Annotated in this window: 12 protein-coding genes; 5 read left to right on the forward strand and 7 right to left on the reverse strand. The window is 70.2% G+C overall.

The window, feature by feature from the left end; genetic code table 11:
• Positions 1-27 precede the first annotated feature (27 nt).
• Positions 28-366, forward strand: a complete 339-nt coding sequence (locus tag P3T35_RS17470; RefSeq protein WP_101380540.1) for a hypothetical protein — start codon at positions 28-30, stop codon at positions 364-366.
• Between the two features lie 100 nt (positions 367-466).
• On the opposite strand, the gene P3T35_RS17475 is transcribed toward P3T35_RS17470, so the two are convergent.
• Positions 467-988, reverse strand: a complete 522-nt coding sequence (locus P3T35_RS17475) for an NUDIX domain-containing protein (protein WP_180356464.1) — start codon at positions 986-988, stop codon at positions 467-469.
• Between the two features lie 30 nt (positions 989-1,018).
• Complete coding sequence (locus P3T35_RS17480; RefSeq protein WP_101380541.1) at positions 1,019-2,371, reverse strand: transcriptional regulator; 1,353 nt, start codon at positions 2,369-2,371, stop codon at positions 1,019-1,021.
• A gap of 915 nt (positions 2,372-3,286) precedes the next feature.
• Between P3T35_RS17480 and P3T35_RS17485 the strand changes: the two genes are divergently transcribed.
• The 3 genes from P3T35_RS17485 (at position 3,287) to P3T35_RS17495 (ending at position 5,508) form a co-directional block, all read left to right on the forward strand.
• Positions 3,287-4,417 carry a radical SAM protein gene (locus tag P3T35_RS17485; protein WP_101380543.1) on the forward strand — a complete coding sequence of 377 codons (1,131 nt, stop codon included), beginning with the start codon at positions 3,287-3,289 and terminating at the stop codon, positions 4,415-4,417.
• Complete coding sequence (locus tag P3T35_RS17490; RefSeq protein ID WP_280706634.1) at positions 4,414-4,548, forward strand: hypothetical protein; 135 nt, start codon at positions 4,414-4,416, stop codon at positions 4,546-4,548. The genes P3T35_RS17485 and P3T35_RS17490 overlap by 4 nt, the downstream gene beginning before the upstream one ends.
• Positions 4,549-4,632: 84 nt before the next feature.
• A complete protein-coding gene (locus P3T35_RS17495; RefSeq protein ID WP_101380544.1) occupies positions 4,633-5,508 on the forward strand; it encodes a GNAT family N-acetyltransferase in 876 nt (291 codons plus the stop codon).
• 15 nt (positions 5,509-5,523) lie between these two features.
• Here the strand turns inward: P3T35_RS17495 and P3T35_RS17500 are convergent, their stop codons facing one another.
• The 3 genes from P3T35_RS17500 to P3T35_RS17510 form a co-directional block, all read right to left on the reverse strand.
• Positions 5,524-5,667 carry a hypothetical protein gene (locus P3T35_RS17500; protein ID WP_180356466.1) on the reverse strand — a complete coding sequence of 48 codons (144 nt, stop codon included), beginning with the start codon at positions 5,665-5,667 and terminating at the stop codon, positions 5,524-5,526.
• A gap of 136 nt (positions 5,668-5,803) precedes the next feature.
• Complete coding sequence (locus P3T35_RS17505) at positions 5,804-6,478, reverse strand: response regulator transcription factor (RefSeq protein ID WP_101380545.1); 675 nt, start codon at positions 6,476-6,478, stop codon at positions 5,804-5,806.
• On the reverse strand, positions 6,466-7,737 hold the full coding sequence (locus P3T35_RS17510) for a histidine kinase (protein WP_218976677.1): 1,272 nt from the start codon (positions 7,735-7,737) through the stop codon (positions 6,466-6,468). Before P3T35_RS17510 ends, P3T35_RS17505 begins: the two co-directional genes overlap by 13 nt.
• Before the next feature lie 112 nt (positions 7,738-7,849).
• Between P3T35_RS17510 and P3T35_RS17515 the strand changes: the two genes are divergently transcribed.
• The gene (locus tag P3T35_RS17515; RefSeq protein WP_180356467.1) at positions 7,850-8,746 is read left to right on the forward strand and encodes a type II CAAX endopeptidase family protein; all 897 of its coding nucleotides are present in this window, start codon (positions 7,850-7,852) and stop codon (positions 8,744-8,746) included.
• Between the two features lie 665 nt (positions 8,747-9,411).
• On the opposite strand, the gene P3T35_RS17520 is transcribed toward P3T35_RS17515, so the two are convergent.
• Positions 9,412-9,765, reverse strand: coding sequence for an antibiotic biosynthesis monooxygenase (locus P3T35_RS17520; protein ID WP_101385038.1), 354 nt, complete (start codon positions 9,763-9,765; stop codon positions 9,412-9,414).
• 50 nt (positions 9,766-9,815) lie between these two features.
• Positions 9,816-13,385: a thiol reductant ABC exporter subunit CydD gene (gene cydD / locus P3T35_RS17525; RefSeq protein ID WP_101380547.1), complete on the reverse strand. Its 3,570-nt coding sequence runs from the start codon at positions 13,383-13,385 to the stop codon at positions 9,816-9,818.
• Between the last annotated feature and the right edge of the window lie 20 nt (positions 13,386-13,405).

Genomic DNA, 13,405 nt, shown 5'->3' on the forward strand with positions numbered 1-13,405 from the left:
GATATCCGCCGGTCCTGGAGTCAGCCCGTGCGCCACGACGGCGAACTCGTTCCCCGCCCCGAGAAGAGCCCGGCCGCGCTCAAAGCCGCGCTCTCCGTGGTGGCCGCAGACCGTCTCCCGGAACTGGTGAACGACCAGACCCGGGCCATGGCGGAAGCCCTCAAGGGAGGCACGATCAACCCGCTCCGCTCGTTCGTCGCTCACTGGGCAGCCGTGGTCGAGATCGAGCGCGTCCCACAGAGCGCAGCGGCCTACCACCGAGCCAACTACCTGGCCAGCCACGCGGAAACCGTCGAGGAGTGCCGCACCAATGCGGCGGAAGTCGCCACTATCTACCGGGTCGTCTACACAGCGGTGAACGAGTGAGCTGAACCTGGAAGTATTTGCTCGGCGAGGACTGTGTCACCGACGGCGCACCGACCGACTCCCTTGTGCCGCTCGCCCACCGAGCCGACGAACACGGAGCTCACTGCGCCGGTGTCGGTGATCCGCTCTGCCACGAGTCCAGCGAGACGCTCGACCCGTTGTTGAGGTAGCTGAGCAGGGCCGTGTCGGTGGTGGACACGAACTCCTCTGGGATGGCACCGGTGCTCACCCACGCAACTTCTGAGTGCTTCTCGGGTTCGCCGTTCACAAGGTCACCTGACCAGCGATGGGCGGAAAAAACGACAGTCAGAAATCCGTTGGGTGCCTCAACCCCTCGGGCCCCATGGATCACGTGGACCAAGCGCAGGTCCTCGGGAGCAACGACGAGGCCGGTCTCCTCCTTCAATTCCCGGACGGCCGTCTCGGTGATCGGTTCACCTGGTTCGCTTTTACCGACTGGCAGATCCCACATGCCCTGGGCGAACTTGGCATTGGGCCCGCGCCGGAGGAGGGCAACCCGCTGGGTTTCCAGGTCGTGGACGATGACGGCGGCGACCAGCAGCGTCATCGACTCCGTGGCGGGCTTGAGCACGGTGGTCTGGTCGGTGGTCGGCTGAGTCACGTCGATCCGGTCCTTCCTGCGGTGCGGCTGTCAGGTCAGTGCGTCGCGTGCGCGGCGCTCCAGGTCGGTGGCTCCTGGCACGCCCCGTCTACGGTAGATCGCCAAGTGAGGACGGAACGACAAGATCGCCTTTCTGGTGCGGTCCGAGGTCATGCCGTCCATGAGATCGAGCGCGCGGCCCCACGTGGCCACTGCCTCGTCTGCTCGGACTTGAGCGGCAAGGCTGTCTCCTAGATCGGCATACGTGAGGGCATGGACGCGCTTGTACTTCTCGGCATCCCAACGGACCAGGGCGGCGCGGTGCTGCTGTTCAGTACCTACGTGGTCTCCGAGGTCGGTGAGGGTTCTAGCCATGTGGCTGGCGACGGTTCCCGCGGCTGGGCCGCTGACAAGTGAGAAGCTTGGCTGTGGGTCGTCGTCACGAGTGAGAGCGTTTTCAGCGGCAAGGAGCGCTCGGGCTGCGGCCGGCTTGTCCCGCGTGGCTGCGAATGCGCGGGCATGGGTGATGTGGAGAAGCGCCTCGGTCTGACCGTCCACGCGGCCGATGCTACGAGCGAGGGCGCTCTCGATCAGCGCAACACAGTGGTGGGGCTGCTTGAGACTGAGCGCCTGATGGGCCAGGGCTCGCATCATCCATCCCGCATGACCGTGAGGGTCCGCCTCCACGGCGAGTTGGTAGCCGACCTGATAGTAGTGCTGGGCCGCACCTTCTTGGCCGAGGTCGTGGTGTTTCCACCCGGCGAGGTAGGCGAGTTCGGCGACTGCTCCGAAGGCTCGACACCGGGTGATCTCATCGGGGAAACGCCCGTTGAGCATCGGGGCTGCGGTGTCTGCAAGGTAGGCGGTCACGGTGGTCAGCCCGTGGCCGCCGCCAAGTCTCTCGTCCGCCGCGCTGAAGACGGCAGTGATGTGTCGGACGACCTCGACCTCTTCAACACCGACGCGGGCCCTGCCGGTGCGGGCGCGCATCAAGCGTGAGACCGGCTCAGGGTCGTAGAGCAACGGCATGGCCACGCCTGCGGTCGTGAAGGCGGCAACGCCCAGAAAGGTGCGGCGCTCGACATCCGCACGGCCAAGGTTGGCGGCGGCCTCCACCGGATCGCTGCTGGCCGCCAACGAGTCCTCGGGGGCGGCAAATCCCAGATCGGCCAGGGTGATCCGACGGCCAGCACGGCGGGACAAAGCCTCAGCAATGTACTGGCCGACCTGGCCAGCCGGTTGCGCGCCGCAGATCCAGTGAGCTACCGCCGACTTGTTGGTCAGCAGCGTCTCGCCGTTCTCCGCGCCGATCCGTCGTACTGCGTGGGCTAGCGCCTCGTAGGTCCAGCCAACAGCTGAAATCACTTCTCTGAGACGCTGATTGGGTTCCTTGCGTGTGGTCACGATCGATCCCCTGAGGTGGAGCTGTAAACCGCGTAAACCACTCTACGTGTGGGTGAGAGTACCCATCGTGCTCTTGGGTGGGTTGACTGTACGTCAGCTGCCCAGGGAGATGGACAGGTGCCCCGGGTTCTGCCGGGAAAGTCCCCAGGCTGTGGCAACAGCGGCGCTCACCCTGCTCTGCACCGGGGAGGGCGCCCTCTCAACTCGTCTGTTGGCCGGAGGTATCGCGTGTCCGCAAACGTCGCCGCTCGGGGCTGCTACACACCGTCTGACAGGCCTTCGACTGCAGACCACGGCGAACGGGCCAGCGCGTTCGCCGTGGCATCGTTTCCGGTGCCGCAGGGGTGGGATGTCAAGCCTGACGCCGCTGCGGTGCCGTCGGCTCGGCGCTTGATCGTGGACATCGCGCGGCACTGGAGGGTCCCGCTGTCCGAGGAGGCGTTGGCTGATGTAGCTCTGTGTGCGAGCGAGCTATTGGCGAACGGCATGGAGCACACGAAGGCTCGGTGCCGGGTAACGGTGCGCTGGACGGGCCTGCGACTGCGGGTAGAGGTCGCGGACAGCAGTCCTCACCCGCCGGACCCGGCCACGGCGGAGGACACCGTGACCGGCGGTCGAGGCCTGATGGTCGTCGCGGGCCTGGCGCACTCGTGGGGCTGGGAGCCGTCCGGGGATGGAAAGGTCGTTTGGTTCGAGTGCGCCGCCGATCAACTGCCTGGCGGCAATGAGCGGTTGACCGCTCGGATGACCGGCACTTCGTCTGAGTTCGCAAGTCGTTTGGGCGCGTCTGTCTGACACCCCTTTTCACGATCCGCTCGATCAGGATGACACGTGCTCGTTCGGGCGGGTCGGTGCCGGCCGCACAGTCCCGTGTGCGTTCGCCGATACCACCCCCACCAAGAGGAGGTACCACACGTGCACCAACTCATCACCAGCCGGTTCCTGTACGACTACTTGGTGGTCTGCCCGGGGAGCATCGCTGGCATCAAGATCCCGCTGCGCCAGTTCGCCGAGCTGGAGCAAGCGGCCAAGTCGGGCGCGCCCGCGCCGTCCTGGCTCATCAAGGCGGCTCGGCAGCGCTGGGCCATGGACCTCGCCCCCGCCTCCCCGGTCGAGGACTTCCTGCTGGTCCGGCAGAGGGCGGAGCCGCAGTACAGCCGCGCGTCCTGGGAGATCAACCTCGGCTGCAACTACGACTGCGAGCACTGCTACCTCGGCCTGAAGAAGTTCGAGGGTCTGTCCATGGCCGACAAAGCCCGTCTGCTGCACGTCATGCGCGATGCCGGGGTGCTGTGGTTGCAGATCACTGGCGGCGAGCCCACCATCGACCGGGACTTCGTGGACTCGTACGCCCTCGCCTACGAACTCGGGATGATGATCACCATCTCGACCAATGGCTCTCGCCTGTGGCAGCCCAAGATCCTCGACGCGCTGACCAGGATGCCCGCCTACCGGGTCGTCGTCAGCGTCTATGGCGCCACAGCCGCGAGCTACGACGGCCTGACCCGGCGCAAGAACTCCTTCGCGACCTTCCAAAGGGGGATGGCCGCAGCCCTTGAGGCCGGCATCCCGATGCGCCTCAACCTGGTCGTCACCGAGCACTCGGCGGACGAGGAGGCCGCAATGGTGGCGATGGCCGAGCGCTGGGGGTTGGAGCACAACAGCTACGTCAACATGTCCCCGACGATCTACGGCGGGGACGAGTCACTGCCCGCGCAGTCCGCCAAGCACCTGCGGCAGCGGAAGGTGTTCACCGGCTGCAACGCCGGTCACACCTTCTTCCACTCCGACCCGCACGGCAAGGCGTCGATCTGCAAGGTCGGCCGCGACCCGCACGTGGACCTGATGGCCGAGGGCGTCGAAGGTCTCCGTCAGCTGGGTGCGATCGCCGACCAACTCATGCTTCGCACCGGTGGGTGCTCCGGCTGCCAGCTCTCCGGATCATGCGGGGTCTGCCGGCCGCTGGCCAAGCTCTACCAGGAGGCGAAGGCACCACTCGCAAGTTACTGCCAGCACGGACGAAAGAGGGAGGAGGTGTCAGTATGAACCCGCAGAGCCTGATCCAGCTCGGCACCACGCGCGCCAGCGTGGTCGAGATCGAACTCGTCGACGACCTCGACGACTTGGCGGAGTCCACGAAGTGCTCGTGCAACGCCGGTGACGACAACCCGTACTGATCCTGAGTGATCACCACCCCGCGGGCTCCGGTCGCAATCGCGTCGGGGCCTGCGGCACGTGGTGCGCGTGGATAGGGTGCCGCCATGCGATTGCACTGGGACTGGCTGAGCCCCGTGGTGACCGTGCCCTATGTGCCGACCATCGGTCCAGTCCACCCCGGCACCCTCAGGCCTGAACTGTTCGCCGACGTGCTCGCGGTGGCCGGCACCGGCCGGTTCCTGCCGCACGACAAGGACCAACGCTGGGCGGCCACCAAGGACGAGACCGTTCTCGTCGACGCGATCATCCACCGGCCCGGCCGCACAGTGATCCCGACGCTCGTCAGACGCGGTCGTGCCACGGTCAAGCTGCACCACTACGCATCCACTGCACCAGATCTCACAGAGCTGCGGGACGTGGCGGCCAAGCTTCAAGCCGCACACGGCGCCGAAGCGGCCCGGATCATCTGGTTCCAGACCGAGGCTTCTGCTGTGCCTGTCGGAGCGTCCTGCACTCGGATTCAGCTGAAGGCGTTTGATCATCCGGAGCCACGGCAGGCCACTGCCGTACGAGACCTACGAGACCTCCAGCCGACGGTGGCAGCAACGTTTGCCGAGTTTTCCCACCAGATGGCGGCAGATGGCTTTGCATTCCTGTGGAGCCGGTTCCGTGCTGGTGCCCTGGACGGTCCGATTCTCACCATCACTGCCGAGGAGAGGGTGGTCGGGGCGATCGGTCCCATGGACATCATGAAGGACTCGGAGGGAACCGCTCGGCTGCTCCCGCAGTACTTCGGAGTGCTGCCGGATCAGCGCGGCCACGGCTACGGCCGTCAGCTCTGGCGTGCCGCCATGTACTGGGGTCAGTCCTGCGGTGCCGCCTACCAACTCCTGCAGACCGAACTGGATGGTGCATCAGACCATCTGTGCCAGGCCGAAGGGCTCGACAGCCTCGGTTATGTCCTGACCTCTGCCGCGTAGGCGCCGACGCATCAGTCACCCGACGCGCAGCGCCACCCGATCCCCAGCCGTCTCCCGCTCCCACAGCGCCCGCAGCCGGCCGTCCTCCCGTGCCATCAACTCGCCCCAGCTGCCCCACTCCGCGACCCGCCCATCTGCCAGCACCGAGATCTCGTCCATGTCGGCCGTTGCCAGGGGGCGAGGCGGTGGGTGATCAGGAGGGTGGCGCTGCCTTCGGTAGGCGCGGGGCGGTCGCGCCCGCGCTGCACGACACCGTCACCTCCAGCTCCCGCAGCGCCTGCAGGCGTCTTCTCTCCTAGTCGGCTTCCGGTCCTGGCCGTCGGGATCGGCGTTGAGGGGCTCCGAGGTGGGTGAGGACTGCGAGGACGCGCCGGTCGCCGCTGTCCTCGGGCGGGAGGTCGAACTTCACGAAGATGTTTCCGACGTGCTTGTGCACGGCCCGCTCGGTGACCACGAGGCGAGCGGCGATCTCGGAGTTCCCGTATCCCTGGGCCATCATCGCGAGTACTTCGCGTTCGCGCTCGGTGAGCCGCGACAGCGGGTTGCCGCGCGTCGCGAGCAGCTGCCGGACCACGTCGGGGTCCAGCACCGTGCCGCCGGCCGCCACCCGGTGGAGCGCCTCCACGAAGTCGTCGACGCGGGCGACCCGGTCCTTGAGCAGGTAGCCGACGCCGGTGCCGTCGGCCAGCAGTTCTCGGGCGTAGGTGTCCTCGACGTACTGGGAGAGTACGAGGATCGGCAGGCCTGGGACGTGTTCCCGGGCGCGCAGCGCGGCCCTGATGCCCTCGTCGGTGAAGGACGGCGGGAGGCGGACGTCCACCACGGCCACGTCCGGCCGGTGGGTGATGGCGGCCGTCACGAAGGACTCGGCGTCCTCGGTCGTGGCGAGCACCTCGTTCCCCAGGGCCTCCAGCAGCGCGGTCAGTCCCTGCGCGAGCAGTGCGTTGTCCTCGGCGATCACGATCCGCACGGGCACTCCACGGTGATCACGGTGGGCCCGCCCGGCCGGCTCTGGACCCGCAGGACGCCGTCGACTGCCTCGATGCGCTGCCGCATGCCGCGCAGCCCGGTGCCGCCGCCCTCGACTGCTCCGCCGCGGCCGTCGTCGGTGATCTCCGCGCGGAGCGTGCCGTCGGCCCTGGCCAGGGTGACCGAGACGGAGTCGGCGTGGGCGTGCTTGGCCACGTTGGTGAGAGCCTCGGTGATGGCGAAGTACACGGCTACCTCGACCTGCGCCGGTACGTCACCGAGTCCGCGGGGTCCGCCGGGCTGCCCGAGTTCGCCGAGTTCGACGGTGGCGGGCACCGGGCAGCGGGCGACGACCGCCGAGACGGCACCGGCGAGGCCCCGGTCGGCGAGGATCGGCGGGTAGACGGAGCGCAGCACGTCGCGCAGTTCGGCCATTGCCTCCTCGGCGCCCTCCCGTGCCCGGGCCAGCAGCGGGCCGACCGCGGCGGGGTCGGCGCTCAGCGTCCTTTCGGCGAGCCCGAGTTGCATGGCCAGGGAGACCAGCCGGGCCTGGGTGCCGTCGTGCAGGTCCCGTTCGATGCGGCGCAGTTCGTTGCCGTGCGCGTCGATCGCCCCGGTGCGTGTCCGGTCCAGTGTCGACACGCGTTCGGCGAGGACCGCGGCGGCCGAGGGGGCGAGCAGCCACCGGCTCACGGACGCCGCCAGCCTGGCGAGCAGCGGCGGGCCGAACAGGGCGAGCAGCACGCTCAGCAGGAACTGCGGCACCCCGGCGTAGACCGCGGATCCCCAGCTGTCGATCGGGACGTTCAGGATCAGCCTGATCGGATCGTCCGCGGGGAACAGCCACCACAGGCCGACGAGCACGACCACGGCCGCCGGGAACAGGAACAGCGCCGCGCCGATGAGCCCGAGTGCGGTGCCGGCGACCGTCATGGCGGCCGCCCACCGCAGGTCGCGGCCGGTTGCCGGGTCCGACAGCACGGCCATCAGGCGCCTTCGCGCGTGCGGCCCGGCCGGTGGCGTGGACGCCGCCGCCCACCGTCCCAGCCGGTCGCGTTCGCCGTCGGCCAGCCGGCGCAGCAGCCGGAGCTCGTGCGGCAGGATGAGCAGACCCACGCCGACCAGGCAGAGTACGGCCGAGTACATGAGGACGGGCACCAGCACGACCAGGGCCAGTGCGCGGACGAACACGGTTGCGCAGTACCCGGCGGCACGGGCCGAACGCGCCGCGCTCGCTCGCGTCATCGACAAGTCGTTCACGGCGGCCAGTCTTCCCCTCCTCGGCCTCCCGGCGCAGTGGAGCGTGCTACACCATTGGTCGGCGAGCCTGCACGATCGCCCCGGTCGCCCTGCGGTTCGTAGCGTCAGGACCATGAAACGAACGAGCACTTCGGGCAACTCCCGCTCCGATCTCATCCTCTTCCTGTCGATCAGTTTCGTCGGTGCGTGGATCACCATGATCCCGCTCTGGGTGGACGGCCTCCGCCGGACGAGCGCCGCGCAGGGGACGCCGCGACTCGCAGCGCTGTGCATGATCCTGATGATGCTGGTGCCGGCGCTGACTGCGTTCGGTCTCACCGCGCGCGGCCGGGGGCCGCGCCAGGCCGTGCGGGTCCTCGGACTCGCCAGGGCCACACCGTGGCGGCACGAAGTCCGCTCCGTCGCGGTCGCGCTGACGATCCCGCTCGGCCTCACCGCCGCCGGCCTGACCGTGGCCACCCTCGTCGGCTGGTACACCCCCGCGCACCTGCCCGGGCCCGCCACCGTCGCGCCGCTCGTGCTGAGCGCGCTGCTGTCCGTTCCGCTGTACTTCGGTGAGGAACTCGGCTGGCAGGGCTACCTGTTGCCACGGCTGCTCCGCTACGGCAGGACCCGGGGCCTCCTGATCGGCGGCGCGATCTGGGGGGCGTGGCACGTCCCGATGACGGCGCTCGGCGGAAGCTACCCCGGCCATTCGGTGCTGCTGGGCATACCCGTCGCCGTGGTGACCGCGATGCTGCTCGGAACGGTGATCGCCACCGTCCGGTTGTCCACCGGATCGGTGTGGGCGGCCGTCGCGGCACACCTGTCGCTCAACGAGTTCACGCTGCCGCTCACCCGCGAGGTGTCGGGCCGACTCGTCGACCCGCTGCTCGCCGGCCCGCTGAGCATCTCGACCTGGCCGGTGACCGCCCTCGCCGTGCTGGGCATCTGGCTGGCCTACCGACGGCGCACCGGGCGGGACCAGCCCCTGCCGGCGGCGGAAGGTCAGCTGACCGCGTCCCGCTAGCGCCCGAGGCCTTGCGAATGCCAGATGCGAGCAGCGCCTCATGTCCGACCGCTTCCACCTGGACGGATAGCAGTATTCCGCGGATTCATATTCAGGTGTAATCGCCCACCTACCGTCTGTTGCATGAGCGGACGACGCCTCAACTCCCAAGACGCGAACGGCCCCGCAGCGCCCTGGACACCCCGCCTCGGGGACCTGGCGCACGACACGATCAACGGCACCGTCGGCGTGATAGTGGACGTTCCCGGCGAGGGGGTCTACTCGTACCACCTGCGTCCACCCGAGGGCGGGGAGGAGTGGACGCCCCCCCCGGGACGCCTCCACCCTGCGCCCGCCCATGACGCACCTTTCAACTCGGAGGGTGGTGACCGAAGATGAGCCCGCTGGACACGGCTTCCTTCCCGGTGCCGCAGGAGTGGGATGTCGAGCCGGACGTGGCGCACTCGTGGGGATGGGAACCCTCCAGAGCCGGGAAGGTCGTGTGGTTCGAGTACGCCACCGATCAAGTGACCAGCAGTGATGGACGGTTGACTGCTCTGGTGACCGGCACATCGCCTGAGCTCGTAAGTCGTCTGGGCACACCCGTCTGACGCCCCTCAACGATCCGCTCGATCGGGAGCACAGCTGCTCACCCGGGCGGACCAGTGCCGGTCGCACAGTTGGACCTACGCCCGCACGAACCCGTGGCTCCGCTCCACCTTCGCCACATGGAGCGTGTAGCTCTGGTACCACTCGGCTTGGCCGCGCTTCTGTGCTGCGCGGTGCTCGGCGTTGGACTGCCACTCCTTGAGGGCATCGGCGTCGCGGAAGTACCCGACGGTGATGGCCAGGCCGCCAGGGGTCTGCGCGTAGTCCATCCCCAGGTAACCAGGGATGTCCTTCACCAGGTCTTCCATGCGTGCGTTGGTCTCGCTGTAGCCGCTCTGGTCCTCGGTTCGCACCGCGGTGAACACGGCGACGTAGTAAGGGGGTTCATAGGCCTCGACGGGCGCGACCGGCTCTTCGGAGTGATTGCTCATGGCGCCACCGTAGGGCGGGATGCATCCGACGATCCAGCCCCACCCGAAGCTCAAGCCGCCAATGCGCGCTCGCCCATCGTCTCCAGCTCCCACAGCCCGCGCAGCCGGCCGTCCTGACGGGCCATCAACTCGCCCCAGCTGCCGCGCTCCGCGACTCGGCCATCCGCCAGCACCAGGATCTCGTCCACGTCGGCCGTTGCCAGGGGGGCGAGGCGGTGGGTGATCAGGAGGGTGGCGCGGTCTTCCGTGGCCGCCAGGAGGTCAGCCATCAGGGCGTCGGCGGTGGGGAGGTCGAGGTGTTCGGCGGGCTCGTCGAGGATCAGGAGGGGGAAGTCGGCGAGGAGGGCGCGGGCCAGGGCGAGGCGCTGGCGCTGGCCGCCGGAGAGGCGGGCGCCGTGTTCGCCGACCATGGTGTCCAGGTCCTGGGGCAGGGTGGTGACCCAGTCGAGGAGGCGGGCCGAGGCGAGGGCGGCGCGCAGGTCGGCGTCGGTGGCGTCGGGCCGGGCCAGGCGGAGGTTCTCGCGCAGGGAGCTGTCGAAGACGTGGGCGCCCTGGGCGCAGAGGCCGATCAGGCGGCGTACCGCGTCGCCGTCCAGGGTTCGACTATCCACAGCCTGTGGACAAGCTGCGGCGAGCGTGACACTCCCCGAGGTCGGGTCGAGCAGCCGCAGCAGCACCTGGGCCAGCGTGGTCTTGCCGGAGCCCGAGGGGCCGACCACCGCGATCCGCTGACCGGCGGCGATGTCGAGGTCGACGCCGTCCAGGGCGTGGCCCTGCTGCCCCGGGTACTGGGCGCGCAGGCCGCGGACGGCGAGCGGGAAGGGGTCGGCCGGAGGGAGCGCGGGGTACGCGGGCTCGACCACCGGGTCCGGGGTGTCGAGGACGTCGGTGAGCCGCTCCGCCGCCGCCCGGCTGCGTTCGCGCACCTGGACGGCGGCGGGCAGCCCGGCCACCGCCTCGAAGGCGGCGAGCGGGGTGAGGATGACGACGGCCAGGAAGAGCCCGGAGAGGTGGCCGCCGGCCACCGCCTGCACGCCGACCGCCGCGCACCCGGCCACCGTGAGCCCGGTGAGCAGTGCGGTCAGCCCGGCCCCGAGCGCGGTGGTCCCGGCCGAGCGGGCGGCCAGCCGGGTCAGCCGGGCGTCGGCGGCCCGGACGGCGGCCAGGCGGCTCGGCAGCGCCCCGGCGACCGTGAGTTCGGCGGTACCGGTGCAGGTATCCACCACGGCGGTGGCCAGCGTGCCGCGTGCGGGGGATTGCTGACGTTCCGTCAGCGAGGAGGACCGGGCGGCCAGGAGGGGCACGGCGACCCCGGTGAGCAGCAGGCCGAGCGCGAGCACGACCCCGGCGGCGGGCACCAGCAGGCCCAGGCCGACGGAGACGAGGACCGACACCACACCGGCCACGCAGGCGGGCAGCCGCCAGCGCAGGTACCAGTCCTGCACCGAGTCGACGTCGGCGACCAGCCGGGAGAGCAGGTCGCCGCGCCGGAACGCGGGCAGCGCGGCCGGCGCCAGCCGCTCCAGGCGCTGGTAGACGGTGACCCGCAGGCTGCCCAGGGTGCGCAGCACGGCGTCGTGCGAGACCAGCCGCTCGGCATACCGGAAGAAGCCGCGCCCCACCCCGAAGGCGCGCACCGAGGTGACCGCCATCATCAGGTAGAGCACCGGCGGGTGCTGCGAAGCCCGGGAGATCAGCCACCCGGAGGTGGCGAGCAGCGCGATGGCGCAGCCGAGCGCCAGCGAGCCGAGCAGCACGGCCAGCCAGAACCGCCGCCGGGGGCGCCCGGCCTCGGCGGTGCGGAACAGCCGGGAGAGCCTGCGGAGGGGGGTGCCGGAGGAAGGCAGCGGGGTACCGGAGGCGGGTAGCGGGGTACCGGAGGAAGGCAGCGGGGCGCCGGAGGCGGGCTCGGAGGGAGTGGGAGGAACTGGTGAGGCCGCGCCAACAGCAGCGTGAACCGCAACAGCCGCCACCGGAGCACCCCCCACCGCCACCCTCTCCTCCGCCAGCGCCAGCAGCGCCGGGCGGTGGGCGACCAGCAGTACGGTGCGGCGCGGGTCGGCGGCGAGCGCCCGCACAGCGTCGACCACCGCTGCCTCGCTCTCGGCGTCCAGGTTGGCCGTCGGCTCGTCGAGCAGCACCAGCGGACGGTCGGCCAGCAGCGCCCTGGCCAGCGCGAGCCGCTGCCGCTGCCCGGCGGAGAGCCCCGTGCCGCCCTCCCCCAGCACGGTGTCCGGTGCGGCGAACCCGAGGGCGCCCACCGCCCGCAGAGCGTCAGCGACCTGCGCGTCCGACGCCTCGGGGCGGGCCAGCCGGACGTTCTCGGCAACGGTGCCGGCGAACAGGTGCGGGCGCTGCGGCACCCAGGCGATCTGGGCCCGCCAGGACGCGAGGTCCAGCGACCCCAACGGATACGCCCGCCCGTCGGCCGCGACTACCGTGACCGCCCCGGCGGACGGGGCGACGAACCCCAGCAGTACCGCCAGCAGCGTGCTCTTCCCCGCGCCGCTGGGCCCGGTCAGCGCCACCGTCCGCCCCGCCGCCACCGAGAAGTCGGCCCCGTCGACGGCCGGCTCCACCCGCCCGGGGTAGCAAACCGTCACCCCGTCAATCACCAAGGAAGCCCCCTCCAGCGAGGGCGCCGGCACCGCACCCGCCGACGGCAGCGGCGTCTCCAGCACCGCGAACACCTCGCCCGCCGCCGCCAGCCCCTCCGCACTCGCGTGGTAGAGCGCGCCGACCTGGCGCAGCGGCAGGTAGACCTCGGGCGCCAGGATCAGCACCAGCAGGCCGGTCTCCAGGTCCATGGACCCGTCCACCAGCCGGAAGCCGATCGACACCGCGACCAGCGCCACCGAAATGGTGGCCAGCAGCTCCAGCGCGAAGGAGGAGACGAAGGCCAGGCGCAGGGTGCGCAGGGTGGCCTGGCGGTAGTCGTCGGTGATCTTGCGGACCGCCGCCGCCTGGGCCTTGGCCCGGCCGAAGACCTTCAAAGTCGGCAATCCGGCGACCACGTCGAGGAAGTGGTGGGAGAGCCGGGCGAGCGAGCGCCACTGACGGTCCATCCGGCCCTGGGTGGCCCAGCCGATCAGCACCATGAACAGCGGGATCAGCGGCAGCGTGCCGACGATGATCGCGGCGCTGACCCAGTCGGCGCCGAGGATCCGGGCCAGCAGCACCGCCGGGGCGACCACGGCGAGGGCCAACTGCGGCAGGTAGCGGGCGAAGTAGTCGTCCAGCGCGTCGATGCCCCGGGTGGCCAGGGTGACCAGCTCACCGGTGCGGCGGCCGGCCAGGTACGCCGGGCCGAGCGCGGTGGCGTGCTCGACCAGCCGCCCGCGCAGCCGGGACTTGACCCGGGCCACCGAGCGGTGCGCGGCCAGCTCGGTGAGCCAGGCGACGCCCGCTCGGCCGAGCGCCACCAGCGCGAGCAGCCCCAGCGGGAGGGCCAACGCCCGCACGTCCTGGCCGTGTTGGAAGCATCGGACGACAATCTCCGCGATCAGCGTCGCCTGTGCCAGGGTCAGCGCGGCACCCACCGCACCCAGTAGCACGGTGGCCGCCATGAACAGCCGCGCCGCCCGTGCCTCGGCCAGCAGCCGTGGATCCACCGGTTTCACGTCAACTCCCCGCTCACTAA

The sequence above is a fragment of the Kitasatospora sp. GP30 genome (genome assembly GCF_029892145.1).
Lineage (GTDB): Bacteria > Actinomycetota > Actinomycetes > Streptomycetales > Streptomycetaceae > Kitasatospora > Kitasatospora acidiphila.

Coding starts and splice junctions, on each gene's coding strand:
- P3T35_RS17490 (WP_280706634.1), top strand. CDS start 4,414: ATGAACCCGCAGAGCCTGATCCAGCTCGGCACCACGCGCGCCAGCGTG.
- P3T35_RS17495 (WP_101380544.1), top strand. CDS start 4,633: ATGCGATTGCACTGGGACTGGCTGAGCCCCGTGGTGACCGTGCCCTAT.
- P3T35_RS17500 (WP_180356466.1), bottom strand. CDS start 5,667: ATGGACGAGATCTCGGTGCTGGCAGATGGGCGGGTCGCGGAGTGGGGC.
- P3T35_RS17515 (WP_180356467.1), top strand. CDS start 7,850: ATGAAACGAACGAGCACTTCGGGCAACTCCCGCTCCGATCTCATCCTC.
- P3T35_RS17520 (WP_101385038.1), bottom strand. CDS start 9,765: ATGAGCAATCACTCCGAAGAGCCGGTCGCGCCCGTCGAGGCCTATGAA.